At 50.7% G+C, this 16,615-nt stretch carries 13 protein-coding genes; 7 read left to right on the forward strand and 6 right to left on the reverse strand.

The genetic code is table 11. From position 1 onward, the window contains the following. The first annotated feature begins 127 nt into the window (after positions 1–127). The 3 genes from ABC502_RS08885 to ABC502_RS08895 all read left to right on the forward strand — a co-directional run bounded on the left by ABC502_RS08885 (position 128) and on the right by ABC502_RS08895 (position 5,898). Positions 128–1,651 carry a fumarate hydratase gene (locus ABC502_RS08885; RefSeq protein WP_345915658.1) on the forward strand — a complete coding sequence of 508 codons (1,524 nt, stop codon included), beginning with the start codon at positions 128–130 and terminating at the stop codon, positions 1,649–1,651. A gap of 67 nt (positions 1,652–1,718) precedes the next feature. Further along, positions 1,719–3,752 carry a S9 family peptidase gene (locus tag ABC502_RS08890; protein ID WP_345915617.1) on the forward strand — a complete coding sequence of 678 codons (2,034 nt, stop codon included), beginning with the start codon at positions 1,719–1,721 and terminating at the stop codon, positions 3,750–3,752. Between the two features lie 190 nt (positions 3,753–3,942). Then, positions 3,943–5,898, forward strand: a complete 1,956-nt coding sequence (locus ABC502_RS08895; RefSeq protein WP_345915618.1) for a methyl-accepting chemotaxis protein — start codon at positions 3,943–3,945, stop codon at positions 5,896–5,898. A 45-nt stretch (positions 5,899–5,943) separates the two neighbouring features. Here ABC502_RS08895 and ABC502_RS08900 read toward each other — a convergent pair whose 3' ends face one another. The 5 genes from ABC502_RS08900 to asnB form a co-directional block, all read right to left on the reverse strand. Continuing rightward, positions 5,944–6,546 (reverse strand): hypothetical protein, encoded by a 603-nt coding sequence (locus ABC502_RS08900; protein WP_345915619.1) that lies wholly within the window; start codon positions 6,544–6,546, stop codon positions 5,944–5,946. A 27-nt stretch (positions 6,547–6,573) separates the two neighbouring features. Then, complete coding sequence (locus tag ABC502_RS08905; protein ID WP_345915620.1) at positions 6,574–8,403, reverse strand: hypothetical protein; 1,830 nt, start codon at positions 8,401–8,403, stop codon at positions 6,574–6,576. Beyond that, a complete protein-coding gene (locus ABC502_RS08910) occupies positions 8,390–9,496 on the reverse strand; it encodes a hypothetical protein (protein ID WP_345915621.1) in 1,107 nt (368 codons plus the stop codon). The genes ABC502_RS08905 and ABC502_RS08910 overlap by 14 nt, the downstream gene beginning before the upstream one ends. A gap of 2 nt (positions 9,497–9,498) precedes the next feature. Next, on the reverse strand, positions 9,499–9,861 hold the full coding sequence (locus ABC502_RS08915; RefSeq protein WP_330089066.1) for a hypothetical protein: 363 nt from the start codon (positions 9,859–9,861) through the stop codon (positions 9,499–9,501). A 282-nt stretch (positions 9,862–10,143) separates the two neighbouring features. Continuing rightward, on the reverse strand, positions 10,144–11,808 hold the full coding sequence (gene asnB / locus ABC502_RS08920; protein WP_330089067.1) for an asparagine synthase B: 1,665 nt from the start codon (positions 11,806–11,808) through the stop codon (positions 10,144–10,146). A 152-nt stretch (positions 11,809–11,960) separates the two neighbouring features. Between asnB and ABC502_RS08925 the strand changes: the two genes are divergently transcribed. Then, on the forward strand, positions 11,961–12,782 hold the full coding sequence (locus ABC502_RS08925; protein WP_345915622.1) for a DUF3025 domain-containing protein: 822 nt from the start codon (positions 11,961–11,963) through the stop codon (positions 12,780–12,782). 140 nt (positions 12,783–12,922) lie between these two features. Here ABC502_RS08925 and ABC502_RS08930 read toward each other — a convergent pair whose 3' ends face one another. After that, complete coding sequence (locus ABC502_RS08930) at positions 12,923–13,543, reverse strand: response regulator transcription factor (RefSeq protein ID WP_345915623.1); 621 nt, start codon at positions 13,541–13,543, stop codon at positions 12,923–12,925. Between the two features lie 457 nt (positions 13,544–14,000). On the opposite strand from ABC502_RS08930, the gene ABC502_RS08935 reads away from it, so the two are divergent. From ABC502_RS08935 to ABC502_RS08945, 3 genes are all read left to right on the forward strand, one after another. Then, entirely contained in the window at positions 14,001–14,285 is a 285-nt protein-coding gene (locus ABC502_RS08935; RefSeq protein ID WP_345915624.1) for a pilus assembly protein, read from the forward strand. Positions 14,286–14,402: 117 nt separating this feature from the next. Then, complete coding sequence (locus ABC502_RS08940) at positions 14,403–15,773, forward strand: Tad domain-containing protein (RefSeq protein ID WP_345915625.1); 1,371 nt, start codon at positions 14,403–14,405, stop codon at positions 15,771–15,773. Next, positions 15,773–16,615 (forward strand): hypothetical protein, encoded by an 843-nt coding sequence (locus tag ABC502_RS08945; protein ID WP_345915626.1) that lies wholly within the window; start codon positions 15,773–15,775, stop codon positions 16,613–16,615. Before ABC502_RS08940 ends, ABC502_RS08945 begins: the two co-directional genes overlap by 1 nt.

Genomic DNA, 16,615 nt, shown 5'->3' on the forward strand with positions numbered 1-16,615 from the left:
AGGTTGTATGTACGAAACTCTGGCCGCTGTTTTTGATGCGTTGTATGATACCAGCCGGACAACAAAGATTGAACGACTGCTTAGGGCGTACTCTAATGCAGTGATTACGACAGAGGACAGATTTCAGATGACCGTCATCCGCCAGCAAGATTTTATCGACAGCATTGAAGATGCATTGCAGTACATCTCCTATTACCACCCGTTGGATTTTATCCAGGCACTGGAAAAAGCTTATCACAAAGAGCAGAACAAAGCGGCCAAAGACGCCATTGCACAAATTCTGATTAACTCGCGGATGTCGGCCGAAGGTCACCGGCCGATCTGCCAGGATACCGGCATTGTTACCTGCTTTGTTAAAGTCGGCATGGACGTCAAGTGGGATAAAACCGACTTGACGGTGCAGCAGATGGTGGATGAAGGTACCCGCCGTGCCTACAATAACCCGGATAACCCGCTGCGCGCATCCATTGTGGCCGATCCGGCCGGTGCCCGCAAAAATACCCGTGATAATACCCCGGCGGTGGTGCACCTGGATTTGGTGGCAGGTGCCGAAGTGGAAGTGATGATTGCCGCCAAAGGCGGTGGCTCTGAGAATAAAACCAAAATGGCGATGTTAAACCCGTCCGACTCCATCGTCGACTGGGTGCTGGAGTCCTTGCCTAAAATGGGCGCTGGCTGGTGCCCGCCGGGAATGCTCGGCATTGGCATTGGCGGTACTGCCGAAAAAGCGGCGGTGTTGGCCAAAGAGTCGCTGATGGACCCGGTCGATATTCAGCAACTGATCGACAAAGGCGCCGAAACCGCCGAAGAAAAGCTGCGACTGGAGCTGTACGAGAAAGTCAACCAGCTGGGCATAGGTGCTCAGGGCCTCGGCGGCCTGACGACAGTGGTGGATATCAAAATCAAAAGTGTGCCCACCCATGCCGCTTCTTTGCCGGTAGTGATGATCCCAAACTGCGCTGCCACCCGCCATGTGCATTTTCATCTGGATGGCAGTGGCCCGGCCGATATCAAGCCACCCAAACTGGAAGACTGGCCAGAAGTGACCTGGGAGCTTGGCAGCAATGTGCGCCGGGTGAATCTGGATACCGTCACGCCGGAAGAGGTACAAAGCTGGCAGGCTGGTGAAACTGTGCTGTTAAGCGGTAAGATGCTGACCGGCCGAGATGCCGCCCACAAGCGCATTGCCGATCGCCTGAATAAAGGCGAAGGCCTGCCGGAAGGCGTCGATTTGACAAATAAGTTTATCTACTACGTTGGCCCGGTCGATGCGGTGGGTGATGAAGTGGTCGGCCCGGCTGGCCCTACTACGGCCACCCGAATGGATAAATTCACCGAGATGATGCTGTCGCAAACCGGTCTGCTTGGTATGATTGGTAAATCCGAGCGTGGTGATGCCACGGTGGAAAGCATCAAGCAGCATAAAGCGGTGTATCTGATGGCTGTTGGTGGTGCCGCTTACCTGGTATCCAAAGCCATCAAAAAAGCCCGGGTCGTTGCGTTTGAAGACTTAGGGATGGAAGCCATCTACGAGTTTGACGTCGAAGACATGCCGGTCACCGTCGCGGTAGATAGTCAGGGCAACAATGTGCACAAACAAGGCCCGGCCATCTGGAAAGTAAAAATCGAAGAAATGGCTGGCGCAAAATAAAACGCAGCGAAGCATCCAAACCTGTAAGCTCTGCTTGCAGGTTTTTTTTAACCAGGGGAAGCATGCTATGAAAATTAGTTTCTTGACAGTCTCAGCACTGCTGGTAGCTGGGCTAGGGGTTCACGCTAGCGCCAAAACGCCGCTGCAGGTCGAGCATTTAGCCCAACTTAATCAGCTTAGCGATATTGTATTGGCACCGGGCGGTAATCAGTTGGTGTTTGCACAAAAAAATGGCGGCGTGAAGCCTGCTGATAGCAGCCACGATCTGTACTTAATGGATTTAAGCAACAACAATACTCTCCGCCGCTTAACGCAAAACAGCAGCCGCGAACATCAGGTACGCTGGGCTGCCGATGGCAGTGCCATTTACTTTTTGGCCGACCGTACTGGCTCCAATCAGGTATGGCGCTTAAATCTCAGCGGTGGTGAAGCCATGCAGCTCACCGACTTGCCGCTGCCGGTGCAGGGCTTTCAGGTATCAAACAACGGCCAGAAGCTGGCGCTGGCGCTACAACACAAACCGGGCTGTGGTGATATTGCCTGCACAGTGAAAGCGAAAGCGGACGATGCCGCCCGCAAAGATACCGCCATGGTGTACGATCAGTTAATGGTACGCCATTGGGATCGTTGGCTTGATGGCTACCGCAGCCATTTGTTTGTGGCAAATCTTGCTGATAAGCCGGTCACCGATGCACTAAACCTGATGCCAGACTGGAACAGCGATATTGCCGGCATCAACGAAGTAGCCTTTACGCCGGATCAACAGCATTTGGTGTTCAGCGCCAAAATGCCTGGCGTGGACGAAAGCTGGCACACCAATTTTGATATTTTTGAAGTCAGTATTGAAGGGGGCGAGAAGAAAAACCTCACCGCCGACAACCCGGCCTGGGACTCGCACCCATCCTTCTCACCGGATGGACGTTTTATGGCGTATCTGGCGATGCAAACACCGCAAGCCGAATCCGACCGGCGTCGGCTGGTGCTGCTCGATCAGGTGACTAATCAGCGCACGGTACTGACGGAGGACTGGGACCGCTCCATTTATTCCTACCAGTTTGGTCCGGACAACCGCACCATTTATGTGACAACACAAGATGTAGGACAGGTCAGCATTTATGCCATCAACACCAGTTTTGGTGATGTACGGAAAGTTTATGGCGATGGCACCGCTGGCCACCTGAATGTGGCTGGCGAGCGCATTGTATTTAGCAATCACCGGCTAAACCAGCCAACAGAGATTTACCAAATCCAGACCGATGGCAACCGGCTGCAGCAGCTGACCAATGTCAATGGTCCCTTGCTGGAAGGCATTGCCTTTGGTGAGTTTGAGCAGTTTAGTTTCTCCGGCTGGGATGGCAATACCGTCTATGGCTATCTGGTGAAACCGGTCAACTTCAACGCCAACCGACGCTACCCACTGGCCTATCTGGTGCATGGAGGCCCGCAAGGCAGCTTTGGCAATATGTTCCATTACCGCTGGAATGCCCAGCTGTGGGCAGCGCAGGGCTATGCGGTGGTGATGGTCGATTTTCATGGTTCTACCGGCTATGGCCAGGCCTTTACCGACTCCATCAGCCGCGACTGGGGCGGAAAGCCGCTGGTTGATTTGCAAAAAGGCTTTGAGTACATTCAAAAAGCTTACCCATGGATTGATGGCAACCGAGCCTGTGCCTTGGGGGCTTCCTATGGCGGTTACATGATGAACTGGTTTGCCGGCAAATGGCCGGATGCGTTCCGCTGCCTGGTCAACCACGCTGGTTTGTACGATATGCCAAGCTTTTACGGCAGCACCGAAGAGTTGTTTTTCCCGGAATTTGATCTGGGCGGCACCGCCTGGGACGAGGATTCGGATTACGCCAAATTTAACCCGGCGGCTTATGCCGACAACTGGCAAACGCCGATGTTGGTGATCCACGGCTTAAAAGACTATCGGGTGCCATACGCCCAGGGCTTGGGAGCCTTTACCAATCTGCAGCGTAAAGGTATCGAGTCGCGGCTGGTGATTTTCCCGGACGAGAATCACTGGATCCAAAAACCAGAGAACCGGGTACGCTGGTACAACGAAGTGTTCGACTGGATGAAACGCTTTACTGCTGAATAATCGTTGTCAGGGGCGCTGCATGGCGCCCCTGAACCTTGCATTGATTCACTTCATCGTTGCTGACAATTTACTCCTGTCGCACAACAATATCATAAAAATATCACGATATCCTTCATGCAATAGATACAAACTCAGATACGCTCATTCAATACGCTTAATGAGTTGCCAATTGTGGGCTCAGGGAGGAATGATGTCATTTGCGGCTAAAGTAAAATGGATCAGCATTTTCATTGTACTCTTTCCGATGATCATTGCTACGGCAGTGGTAACCTATATGGCGCAGAGTGCACTGTACCAACAAGCAGAAGATAGCCTGACTGCGGTGCGGGAAATTAAGCAACAGCAAATCGGCTCTATGTTGAGTGAGTTTGCCAATGCTCTTGAAGTGGTTACTGCTGCAGTGCAAGCCATGCAAAGTATCTCTGAGGTCGAACGGCAACATGACTTGTTTCAGCAACTGAATCAACAGCTGGGTTTTTACGATATTTTTATTATTCAAAGTGACGGTACTGTCGCTTACACCGTAGAGCGGGAATCGGATTATCGTAGCAATTTGCGTCATGGCCCATACAGCAACTCTGGTTTAGCCCGTTTAATGCAACGTACTCAGCAGCAAGCTGGGCAGATTGTACTGGAAGACTTCTCACCATATGCACCTTCTGGCAATGAAGCCGCAGCTTTTCTGGGCCGGCAATTGCAGCTGGCAGACGGTATGGTCACAGTAGCGGTGCAATTATCAATAGAAAAAATCAATCAGGTGATGCAAGTCCGTGAAGGCATGGGCCAAAGTGGCGAAACCTATCTGGTTGGCAGTGATTTACGCATGCGGTCGGATTCATTTCTAGATCCGGTTAAGCGCAGTGTGCAAGCTTCGTTTGCCGGCACCATCGCAAACAATGGTGCTGATACTGCGGTGGTTCGCCAGGCCTTGGCGGGGCAACAGGGGGTACAGCCGGTCATTGATTACAATGGTAACTGGGTGGTTTCGGCCTATGCACCACTCGATGTGTTCGGTGTGCGTTGGGCCTTATTGGCGGAAATTGACCGGGCGGAAGTATTAGCGCCAGCCCGGCGTATGCTGTGGATAGGGGTTGTGATTTGTCTGGCTGCCATCGGGCTTGCTTTTGCCGCAGCTCAGTTGGTGTGCCGATTTGTACTGGAACCGCTTGGCGGAGAACCTGAGGCCATGTGTCAGTTAACCAGTGTGATTGCTGCCGGGGATCTCACTACGCCGCTGGAGCGACGCGACAGCGATAAGCATCTGATGAGTTGGCTGGCACGGATGCAGCAGAGTTTGCGCCAGTTGGTGCAGCAATTGGTTGGCGTTGGTCAGCAACTGGAAATGACAGCCGAGCAAAACTCTGCCGCCATTACGCAAGCAGATGGCAGTATTCAATTACAGGCAAAAGAAACCGATATGCTGGCCACGGCGATAGAACAGATGAGCTATGCGGCAGCAGAAATTGGCCAGAATACCAGCAAGGCTTTGTTTGAACTGCAATCGTGCAAAGGCTCTTCTGAGCATTTACAACAGAATTTAACCAGCAGCCAACTGAGTTTGAAAAAAACACTGGACAGTTTTGCTGAAATTCATCAGGAAGTGCGGGCATTGGAGCAGGATAGCCAAAAAGTCAGCCAGGTATTGGATGTGATCAACACCATTGCAGAGCAAACCAACTTGCTGGCCTTAAATGCTGCCATTGAAGCCGCCAGGGCAGGAGAGCATGGCAGGGGCTTTGCGGTAGTTTCGGATGAAGTCCGCCAACTAGCCAGTAAGGTGCAAGAGGCAGTTCAGGAAATATCGGCTGTGTTGCATGGTATTCAGAAGCAGTCGGTTGGCTTGGCCAGGCACAGCGAGGTTTGTGCGCATGAATCGGCAAAAACAGCACAGGATGCAACCCTGATGGAAGGCTCTGCCGCAGAGATCGATCAACGTTTAGCGACTTTAAAAGAGCTGATGGGGCAAACAGCCAGTGCTGCAGAGGAGCAAACCACAGTATCGGCGACCTTAGCGGAAGGCATTAGCCGGTTAAGTGCCTCTGCGGAAGAAAACAGCACAGCGATCAGTCAGGTAGCGGGGAGCACCCGTGACTTGTTGGGGCTTGCAAACCAGTTAGGGCGTTCGGTGGCACAGTTTAAGGTGTAAACTTCAGGCTGAGCCAGCGTTGAAAGCATGGCTCAGCCGGAGGGCTCAGAATAGCTTTCTTCTGAACAGCAGCAGGAACAGTGGTGTGAACAGAGCCAGGCTGGCGGGCTCGGGTACTCTGACACTGCAATTTCCTTGGCCAACACTAATGCAAGCACCTTGCACACTGAGATCCAAACTAAGGCCATCACGACCTACCACATTGCGTTCAAAGTTTGGATCTGCACCAAAGGTCACCCAGCTAAAGCCATCGGTCAAGGCTTCAAAGGTGAGTGTAAACAAGATCAATGGCTCGGTTTGTAAGTCAAACAGCTCATCATCCAGTAAGAATGAGGTCATAAAGCTGTTGACCGAATTGGCCTGCAATTCACTGTCGTATAGCGCATCCCAGTCTGGATCAAAGGTATAGTAAGGCAGAGCAAACTCAAGATTATTTGCTTGCAGGATCAAGCCACTAAAAAGTAACTGAATATCCCAGCCTGACACAATTTCATTGCTATCGCTCAGGCCATCGACCAGCACATCAATCGACACCAGCTCACCAACATTAACATGTTGGCTGGATGGAGACAGGTACAACAGACCTGCCTGTACCGGCGATAACGCCAGTACCAGCAGCAGGGACATCATCGATAATATTGTTTTCATCACAGTATCCTCAATTTTCAGCTCAGGCTATGGTGTGGCACAGCGAGGCAGATCACATTTCAGAGTGCATAAGCGCACATCATTCACGGTAATAAGCCCATCGTTGTTCTGATCTCGCACATCTCCTGGCAAAGCTGCCTGACCAACTGCAGCGCGAACCAGGGCAACATCCAGTGAATCGGTAACGCCATCGCCATTGATGTCACAACCCATCACGGCGCCGGCAATGGTCAGATCGAACAGGATTGGTGAGTTGCCGGAGTCATTTCCATTCAACCGAGTCTGTATCTGTACATAGCGGCCTGAGATCCCAAGCGGTGCGGCATTGGCTGTTGGAACGTAAGGCAGTGCTGACAGGTTTGCGGCTGAGTCGGAAGCCCTGACAGACACCGTAATGGAAGTGCCTGCCGGCACCGACTCTGTCCAACTGATAGCATCCCATTCCATGCCCGCAGTGTTGCTGTCATAAATCACAGTCCAGGTCCCGGTTGGGCTGGTCACATTTCTCGCCACCAGGCCGGTCGCGTCGCTGTAGGTATAGGGCATGTTGCCAACGGGAAAGACGCCAAGTGGTGCCCCATCAGAGCCCCGGTACTTTTGGATACGCCCGGCACTGGTAAAGCCAATTTGCAACACATCGTTGTTAGCATCCACCTGGATCCCAACGGATGAACTGCCACCCGCCTGCAACGGTGCTTGCCAAAGCAAGGTTCCGTCGGGCGCTACTTTGCGGATGGTGGTTGAACCGGCAATGATATTGCCACTGCCATCGGCAACAATACCCGCTGAACCTACGGCCATGTTCGGGATCGCCTGAAAGGTATTGGTGGCAGGATCAAATACCTGATTGCTGCTACCCAGATACACTTTGTTGTTGGCCAGAGCTATGCCATAGTTCGAGTTTCCAGCGAATGAGGCCACCTGATAGGGGCCGGTATTGCTCTGAGTATTGGTAATTTTCCCCAGAATACCACTGAGTGAAGCGCTCCAGAGAGTACCATTGCTGTCAATCAGGCAGCCATAAGGGGTCCAGGAGCCGGCACTTGGCTGGCCCGCCGTTGGGACTGTAGAGATGGGGCCAGCCAGGGTGGATCCATCCACCGCACTTACTTTGTAGTAGGTACGGTCACTAAATAAACCGACCCAGAGGTTGCCATCGGTGCCAATACAGAGCGCCCGGCCAAGCACACCGGTTGGCCGCAGTGGCGCACCAATGCCATCTGGGACGCGTTTTACCCAGGCAATGCGTTCATCGAGGATCTCATTGTCATCAATAATGCCATTGCCGTTTAGATCTGCCAGCGGCATCATCTCACTGGCATCGATGATGCCATCGTCATTGGCATCGAAGGAGGTATCCATGACGCCATTGCCATTGCGATCGATAAAGCCTTCCGCCAGAATTTTAATCAGCACAGCAGCGCTTTGCGTGCCCTGGCTAAAATGCCGGTTTAACACATAGGCATTGCCCTGAATATCGACCGCTGTGCGCGAAGGTGCCGCACCGGCGTAGGCATTGCCTAAATGGTTAAAGTGACCAGCTTGGCCGGCAGGACCAAACCAGGTCCGGTAACGGGCGATTTCCCGGTTGCTGTTGGTATCAAACTTGGACACCGTATCTTCCCCCGCATTGGCAATCCAGGCAATCGGGAAGGTGGTACCGACCTCATTCAGCTGCAATTGATTGCTGTTGGGGGCATTGTAATTAACACCATCTAAAATACCTAAGGCAAAGTCGGCATCCAGAGTATAAGTTTTACTGCTGGCAACAGCGGCACTGGAGCAAGCCAGCACCATGGCAAGCGCCAGATGCCGGGCCAAAGGTACAGTCCCTGTTGTGTGGTTAGTCGGTTTCATGACGCATCACTCCGTGTAAGTCAGATGCCGCAGTATGCAGGAACAGCACCGATGCAGGCTGTGGTACCTGATCCATATCGTGGAATTGGTTGTTAGTTAGCCGTACGCTTTGCTGGCTGGGTAGATGAACCGCCCAGAGCTGAGCTTTGCCGGTTCTCAGACTCATAAAAACAATGGTCTGATTGTCTGGCATCCATTGCGGATTAAAGTCTTCCCCGGGGTGCTGGGTCAGGTTGCGAACTGCCGTGCCATCGGCGTTCATCACGAAAATGTCCATGCGTGTTTTGTCTGGATCATCGCGTGAACTGGCAAAAGCCAACATCGACCCATCGGAAGACCAGCGCGGTGTTTCATAGGCCGCCGGATACTCGAATGTCAGGTTGATGACGTCCCCAGTTACCAGATCGGCTTTGATCAGTGCAGAGTAGCCTCGCATATCAGCAATAAAAGCCAGATAACGCCCATCGGGTGACAGTGCTGGCTGTGCTTTCTTGCGTGACGATACTGTGGTACTGATTGAGGTTAAGCCTGAACCGTCGCTGGCAACCAGCCAGATCTCGCTGGAACGGCTATCCTGGTGGCCCCCAACAAAGGCCAGGTATTTGCCATCGTTTGACCATACGGGTGCTCCTGGCCCTTTGTCGTACCCATCTTGTGCCAGCACGGTGAGACGACCACTAGCAACGTCTACGGCATGGATAGCTGCACCAGGCTGATCTGGCGCGCTGGCAATAAAGGCGATGGTACGGCCATCGGGGGACCAGGAAGGGGAGCTTTGCCAATCCAAGGTCGCATGCAAGCGCGAAGTGGCTTGCTGTGCCAGATCCAGCAGATAAATAGCCGACACACCATCCCGTACCGAACTAAAGGCGATGTGGCTGCCATCAGGCGACCACACGGGTTGCATGTCATTGTATTGCCCTTTGGTTAATGCTTGCTCTTTACCTATACCCTGGGTGGTAAAGATCTGCACATGCTCGTGCCGCAGTGAGATGAAGGCAACCGGATGCTCTAAAGCAGGGACTTCTGAACTCAGAGCACAACAAGGCATCAGCCCTGCCGAAAGTGACAGGAACACGAAGTAACGAAGCATGGTTAGTCTCCTGTCGGCCGCACCAGCACCAGAGTGGAAGTGATAAGTTGTTGCTGCTCATCAAACAGCAGCACCCGGTAAGTCCCTTCCACGCTGGTGTACAACTGGAAGTTGCTGCTGCCATCCGCGCTGACCTCAATCAACTCGCTGTGTGAGCTGTTGCCGGATTGCACTTCAATCCTCAGCGAGCTGTTGAGTGGGAGGTGGTGGCCTTTTAGCTGGACGATATCACCAGCAACAGCATGAGATGGGCCTGATAAAGTTGGGGTTGTCGCCAGCACCAGGCTGCTGAATACACAGCTGATGACGATGGCTAAGGGCTTGATGCAGCCCATACTTATTTGAAAGTTGTGTTTAGGTTTCATCGCTAAGTTTCTCCTTTTAACAAAGCAGAAACCCGCATTAATGCTGAATATGCAGGTAATTACAGCAGTTGCTAATAAGCATCAAACGAGCCAAATTGGCAACCAATTGCTTTTGATAGAGATATTGACAGCACGGGGAATTTTAGTAGGGACTTATGTAAAGCAAGCTGACATGCGAAACTGCCAGCGTTGCTAAGCAGAAAATTAAAAATATTTTATTTTCAGAGGTTTGATGTGAAAAAACAGGCTATGCCAGTAGCCACAGCCTGTGTCAATCAATGGCTAGTAAGCCTCGGTATGCACATCACGCACCGCACGGCCAGATGGATCGGTCATTTCTGCCATTTTGGCATCCCAGGCCAATGCTTCAGGCGTGGAGCAGGCAACGGACTTGCCACCAGGCACACAGGCAATAGCACCGGCATGTGGGAAATGCTCTTCAAAGATCACCCGGTAGTAATAGCCTTCTTTGGTATCCGGCGTATTGACCGGGAAACGGAAGCTGGCGGTGGCCATTTGCTGATCACTGATTTCGCGCTCGGCATGGGCTTTCAAACTGTCAATCCAGCTGTAGCCAACCCCATCGGAGAACTGCTCTTTTTGCCGCCATAAGATTTCATCTGGCAGCAAGCCATCAAAGGCCTGACGCAAAATGTGTTTTTCCATTTTGCCGTTGCCGCACATCTTGGCTTCCGGGTTTAGCCGCATCGCCACATCCATAAAGGTTTTGTCTAAAAATGGTACCCGAGCCTCAATACCCCAGGCTGACATCGCCTTGTTGGCGCGGTTGCAGTCAAACATATGCAGCCGGCTGATTTTGCGCAAGGTTTCTTCATGGAATTCTTTGGCATTCGGCGCTTTATGGAAGTACAGGTAACCGCCAAAGATTTCATCCGAGCCTTCACCTGACAGTACCATCTTAATACCCATGGCTTTGATTTTGCGGGCCATCAGATACATTGGGGTAGAGGCCCGAATGGTGGTAACATCGTAGGTTTCCAGAAAATAGATCACATCTCGGATCGCATCCATGCCTTCCTGCACGGTAAAATGCACATTGTGATGCACGGTACCAATGGCATCAGCCACTTTTTGCGCGGCCACCAGATCCGGTGAGCCAGGCAAACCAACAGCAAAAGAATGCAAACGAGGCCACCAGGCTTCGGTCTGATCATCGTCTTCCACCCGGCGCTTGGCAAATTGCTGGGCAATGGCGGAAATCAGTGAGGAGTCCAGGCCGCCAGATAACAACACACCATAAGGTACGTCCGACATCAGGTGGCTTTTCACGCTTTGCTCCAGCGCTTTACGCAGCTCAGCTTCATTGGCCGGATTATCTTTTACTGCATCGAAGCTTTGCCAGTCACGCTGGTAGTAGGATTCAAGCTTACCGACCTTGCTGTCAAAAATATGCCCTGGCGGGAACTCTTTAATTTGCTTACACACCGGTACCAAAGCTTTTAGCTCGGAAGATACAAACAACTGGCCATGTTCATCGTAGCCGTAATACAGCGGGATAATGCCAATGTGATCGCGGGCGATCAGGTAGCGCTCTTGCTCGGCATCGTACAACACAAAGGCGAACATGCCGTGCAGCTTATCCACAAAATTGACGCCATGCTCTAAATACAATGGCAGAATGACCTCGCAATCCGACTTGGTTTTGAACGGATACGGTGATACCAGCTCTTTTTCCAGCTGTTTATGATTGTAGATCTCACCATTCACTGCCAGAATGTGATTTCGCTGATCATTAATCAGAGGTTGGGCACCATTTTCAGTATCTACGATAGCCAGACGCTCGTGCGCGAGGATGGCATTATTGTCATTCCAGATCCCAGACCAGTCCGGACCACGATGACGTAATAACTTAGATAACTGCAGCGCCTGCTGGCGCAATGCTTTCACATCAGTTTTGATGTCAAGCACCCCAAATATCGAACACATGTTCACCTCTGTAGAATTAATTGAATTTCGTTTGGCAGTATGTACGGCTATCCGTACCCCCTGAATGTGCCATGCCCAGTAGAAAAAGCAAGTGCTTTTTACAGCTTTTGACACTGGAAAGTTTTCAATGGTAAGAACAACAAAGTGAGCTTATGCAACCGACCCGACTAAAACCCCGCTTTAGCCCGCCAGCCAACTGGCAAGCGGAGCTGTTTCAAAACAACCCCATATTCCACGAGCTACAACAGATGTTTCAACCTGCCAGTTGCAGCGACTGGCCCACGCCTGATTGGTTGAACTCACGGCGAAGCAACACTGACTTTTGCTTTGTTGCCAATGAACTGTTGGAGCAAGACGGCCGTTATTACGAAGACTATATTTATGCAACACAGCAGATCCCAACCCGGGCTGAAAACTGGCACGATCTATTCGGCGCTTTTATCTGGTGCTTGTTTCCCCGCACCAAAGCGCTGCTAAATCAGCTGCATATTCAGGAGATAAAGCGGGCAGGGCTTAGCCCCCGCACACCACTACGCAATAAAATCACCTTGCTGGATGAATGCGGCGTGCTGATTGCGCATACATCGGCACAGCAATCCATGGTACAACAACTGCAGCAGCATCAATGGCAGCAGGTGTTTTGGCAGCAGCGTTCGCTTTGGTGGCAGCAAATCCGGCCTGTGGTGTTTGGCCATGCCATTTATGAAATGGCAACGCAGCCTTTTATTGGTTTAACGGCCAAATGTTGGTTTATTGAGGTGCCGGATGATTATTTTAGCTGGCCGCTTGCTAAAAGCTATGCTTATTTGGATCAACAGTTGTGCCAGCAAATCAGTCTGCGACCAGAGCTGTTACTGCAAAAGCTTCAACTGACCCCGTTGCCTTTGCTTGGCGTTCCGGCTTGGTGTGCGGATAACTGTCAGGTGGCATTTTACCAGAATCAGGATTACTTTCGTCCAAAGAGGTCATCTTAGTGGATGGCAGACAGTCGCCCTGATCTGGTTCCCTGATATAGAAAACGCGGGCAAAAAATGCCAAACATCGGCTGTGTTGAACCTGATGGCAGCGTAAGCAGAACCAAAGCAACCTATGTATGAGAAAAGATAACTTCAGGTTATCTGAGCTGCAGTAAATTCGCTAACTGGGTGCGGTTACTGACCGCCATTTTTTTAAGGATACGTTGCATATGGGTTTTAACCGTGTTGGGTGATAAGTACAACTGGTTGGCAATTTCTTTGTTGGCTAAACCTTGACAGCTTAATGTTGCGATTTGTAATTCTTTTGGAGTAAGCGCATCCAGGGAAACCGTGGCACCTTGTAGTCGTCTGTTATGTAAATGCTGAGTTAAAATCGAATCGATTGCTTTTCGGGAATACCAAAGCCCACCGCGAAACAGAGTGTGAAATGCTTTAACCAGCAATGCAGTATCATAGTTGGCTTTGAGGGCTCCAACACAGCCTTTATCCAATGCAAAAAGCTCGGCTTCTGCCAATGCATCCTCTACCACTAACACCACTTTTTGATCCGGAAAGTGTTGGCATAAACAGGGCCACAGTCTTTTGGCGCTTTCTACTTCGGTAACCAGCAGGACAACCCACGAAGGCGAATGGGTAACATGACTTAAATTGCCAAGCTCGGAGGCAGCCATCGAAGTACTTTCAAGTGACAGCAAAGTAAAACAGTCAATAAGTAATCTGTTGTTACACGCGGTGTCTGAAATTAATAATACATCCATCCAGTAATACTCTCTTAATGCTGCTCTGGCTGTACTTTTGTTTTTTTAAATGGCATGACCTGATGATAAGCGCCATTCACCATGACCTATGCTAGCAGTTAAATCAACTACTTGATACTTTAATAATACATTTTGCAGGAAAAATAAACAGCAGCAACGCCTGCACCACTTTGCCCATGACGGGCTCTGGGAAGGTCACTGCGTTGCGATTTCACAGGGGGCTGACTGAAGCTGTGGACAGAAGTTTTTAGCAGAGCAGTGTTTGTTCAGGTAACTGTTTACGTTGACCAGTAAGCCTTGCAATTTTGTAATGCAACGTTAATAATTGCCCCGTATTCTACACCGTAAGGAGCAAGCTTTTGATAGAAAAATCACAATTGCTCCGTATGGCGTATTTTTTTTTACTGATATACACTTTAGCATTCTGTGTGTGCTTTTAGTGAAACTGGAGTAAATTATGAAAGTAATGAACAAACGCGTTAAAGGTCAGGGGATGACGGAGTACATCATCATTGTGGCATTAATTGCAGTTGCTGCAATCGGTGTATACAGCTTTTTTGGTGAAACCATCCGTAACCAGGTTGCAGGTTTATCCGCTGAGGTTTCTGGTCAGAACTCTGCAACTCAAATTCAGCAAGCGCAAAATGCCGCTAACAATGCTGACGGTGTTGCCAATCAGAACTACAATCTTGGCACTTACAATGAAGGTGCAAACCAAGGCGGCGGCGGTGGTGGCGATTAATTAATCTGCCGGTACTGCATATTTTGTCAGGTGCTTCAGTACTGAAGCACCTGAATTGTTTCTGCAAGACTAAGTTACGCTAGCTTTACAAATGATTGTAGATGGGGTGTCTGAATAATGAAGTACCAAAGAGGTCAGGCATTGGTATTAGGGTTGGTATTTATGACTCTGGTGCTTATGGTCGTATTGTTTAGCTTCAACGCTTCCCAATTAAATCTTAACAGTAACAAGTTACAGCATACGGCCGACAATGCGGCTTACAGTATGGCGGTACTGGCTGCGCGTGATTTAAATTACAAGGCCTACACCAACAGGGCTATGGTGGCTAACCAGATCTCGGTGGCTCAAACGGTGGGTCTATCCTCTTACCTGGAAATGCATACGGTCTTTTTGAATAATGCGGAAGCCGCGCTTGGCTGGGTCCCCTATGTTGGGCAAGTTATTTCTGGGATGTCCCAAGTGATGTCCGGGGTAAACCAGGTTGCTCAGCCGCTGCTGGAGCATGTGCTGCTGCCTGCAGAAAGCATGGCGTTAGAAGCGCTATCAGGGTCACAGCAGCTGTTACACATGGCAGGCTTGGCGCAATCTTTGTCTTTGCCGGCATCGGTAATCACCGATAACGATGTCAATGCCCGACTGGATATGGCGCAGAACATTATGCTTTTACCGCAAATCAATGAGCACTGGTGGTTGCTGCAAGAGCGCTATGATCGTGACCAACCAGGCCAGCAGTACAACGAACATATCAATGTGATTATGAATTCCAGAGATCAATTTAGTACGGCCAGAAATAATGACTGGCCCGTCCCATTTCGCATGAGCATTCCTTTAGTAGTCCGTCTTAACACATATCAGCGTGGAGGCTCTGATCTCTATCTCAATAGTAATGCGCCTGAAAGTTGGACCTCAATGGATACGGTCAGTGCGCATATATCCCGATGGCGACGGAGTGGCTGGCGCTGGCGCTGGCGCACAACAGAGGTGCCTGTAGGCTGGGGTGGCACAGTGTCAGATAACAGAGCGCAGCTGCATCATATTAACAGTAACTCCATGTGGGGTGGCAGTCGTAGTCGCAACCCAAGAGCCTCTCACCTTGCAGCCAGCAGCCAGAAATCAATGAGTGGAACTCCCGGCTACAATGGCATTCGTAAGTTTTATGACTTTAGCGACCGTCAGCAAATTGGCATCAATGAAACAGCCAATATTACCGTAGTGGTTTCCAAGCCGACACAAAATATTCGCACCAGCCGCCAGTCTGAATGGGGGAATGATCGTATCGATCCGGCAATCAATGAGCAATTCTTCGGAAACCGGATGACGACGATAGCCTCTGCCAATGTGCATTACTCGAGACCCAGGGATTTATGGCCACGTGGCGGTAACCAGCATGAATTTGGCAATATGTACAATCCGTATTGGCAACCCAAACTGAATGAAACCACCAATCAGGCCCGTATCCAGATACGGGGACTCACAGGAGCGCTGTAATGCAGACAGGAGCTTTGTGTCGTCAGCAAGGTCAGGCAGCCATCGAAACGGCGATTACTCTGACTTTCGTTATTGTTCCTTTGCTTATCTTGTTGCCATTGATGGCGAAGGTCACCAATATGCAGCACCGGGCGGATCAGGCTGCGCAGTACACCGCCTGGGAACGTACCGTCTGGCATCAGCAAACACCGTCAAAGTTATCCGCTGCAGGTATCCCTATTCGTTCTGATGCGCAAATTGCAGCTACGGTAGCACCACGATTTTATGGTGAACAAGGGCGCTTAGTGGATAGCAATACCGCAGACTGGAATTGGCAAACCGATATACATCCTTTTTTAAGGTTCCAGTCGCAACGTGATGGCAGCAATACACCTTTGCTGGCTTCCCTGAATGGGGAGGCAAACGATAGCAGCATGGAAGATCGCGTAGTGGCCAGCGCTAGTGGCAGCAGCATGTTGGCGATAGAACCCATTGCCAGAGCTTTTATCGACCTGGAAAACCGGCATTACTTCAGTAGCCGGGTTCGCACGCAAATGGAAAGCATCCAGATTGCACCTTTTGATGCGCTGGAGCTGACGGTGTCTGGCAATGCGGCCCTGTTAACTGCGGGGTGGAATGCAGCTGGTCCACAACATGTGGTCCGGCGAATTCAGGATAAGCCCCTGACATTGCCATTGGCAAATCTGAATGTTCCTTTTTTAAATACTTTAAGAAACACCATAGGCAGCTTGCCTTACTATCGTGATATTCGAACCAATCGCCTGAGGTTAGGGTATGTAGAGCCTGATGTGCTGCCACCTTCGCTTTTGTGTACTTATGGCACCACCAACTGTGGAGGTTAA

Source organism: Alkalimonas sp. NCh-2 (assembly GCF_039631345.1).
Classification (GTDB): Bacteria; Pseudomonadota; Gammaproteobacteria; order Enterobacterales; family Alteromonadaceae; genus Alkalimonas; species Alkalimonas mucilaginosa.

Coding starts and splice junctions, on each gene's coding strand:
- ABC502_RS08885 (WP_345915658.1), top strand. CDS start 128: ATGACCGTCATCCGCCAGCAAGATTTTATCGACAGCATTGAAGATGCA.
- ABC502_RS08890 (WP_345915617.1), top strand. CDS start 1,719: ATGAAAATTAGTTTCTTGACAGTCTCAGCACTGCTGGTAGCTGGGCTA.
- ABC502_RS08895 (WP_345915618.1), top strand. CDS start 3,943: ATGTCATTTGCGGCTAAAGTAAAATGGATCAGCATTTTCATTGTACTC.
- ABC502_RS08900 (WP_345915619.1), bottom strand. CDS start 6,546: ATGAAAACAATATTATCGATGATGTCCCTGCTGCTGGTACTGGCGTTA.
- ABC502_RS08905 (WP_345915620.1), bottom strand. CDS start 8,403: ATGAAACCGACTAACCACACAACAGGGACTGTACCTTTGGCCCGGCAT.
- ABC502_RS08910 (WP_345915621.1), bottom strand. CDS start 9,496: ATGCTTCGTTACTTCGTGTTCCTGTCACTTTCGGCAGGGCTGATGCCT.
- ABC502_RS08915 (WP_330089066.1), bottom strand. CDS start 9,861: ATGAAACCTAAACACAACTTTCAAATAAGTATGGGCTGCATCAAGCCC.
- asnB (WP_330089067.1), bottom strand. CDS start 11,808: ATGTGTTCGATATTTGGGGTGCTTGACATCAAAACTGATGTGAAAGCA.
- ABC502_RS08925 (WP_345915622.1), top strand. CDS start 11,961: ATGCAACCGACCCGACTAAAACCCCGCTTTAGCCCGCCAGCCAACTGG.
- ABC502_RS08930 (WP_345915623.1), bottom strand. CDS start 13,543: ATGGATGTATTATTAATTTCAGACACCGCGTGTAACAACAGATTACTT.
- ABC502_RS08935 (WP_345915624.1), top strand. CDS start 14,001: ATGAAAGTAATGAACAAACGCGTTAAAGGTCAGGGGATGACGGAGTAC.
- ABC502_RS08940 (WP_345915625.1), top strand. CDS start 14,403: ATGAAGTACCAAAGAGGTCAGGCATTGGTATTAGGGTTGGTATTTATG.
- ABC502_RS08945 (WP_345915626.1), top strand. CDS start 15,773: ATGCAGACAGGAGCTTTGTGTCGTCAGCAAGGTCAGGCAGCCATCGAA.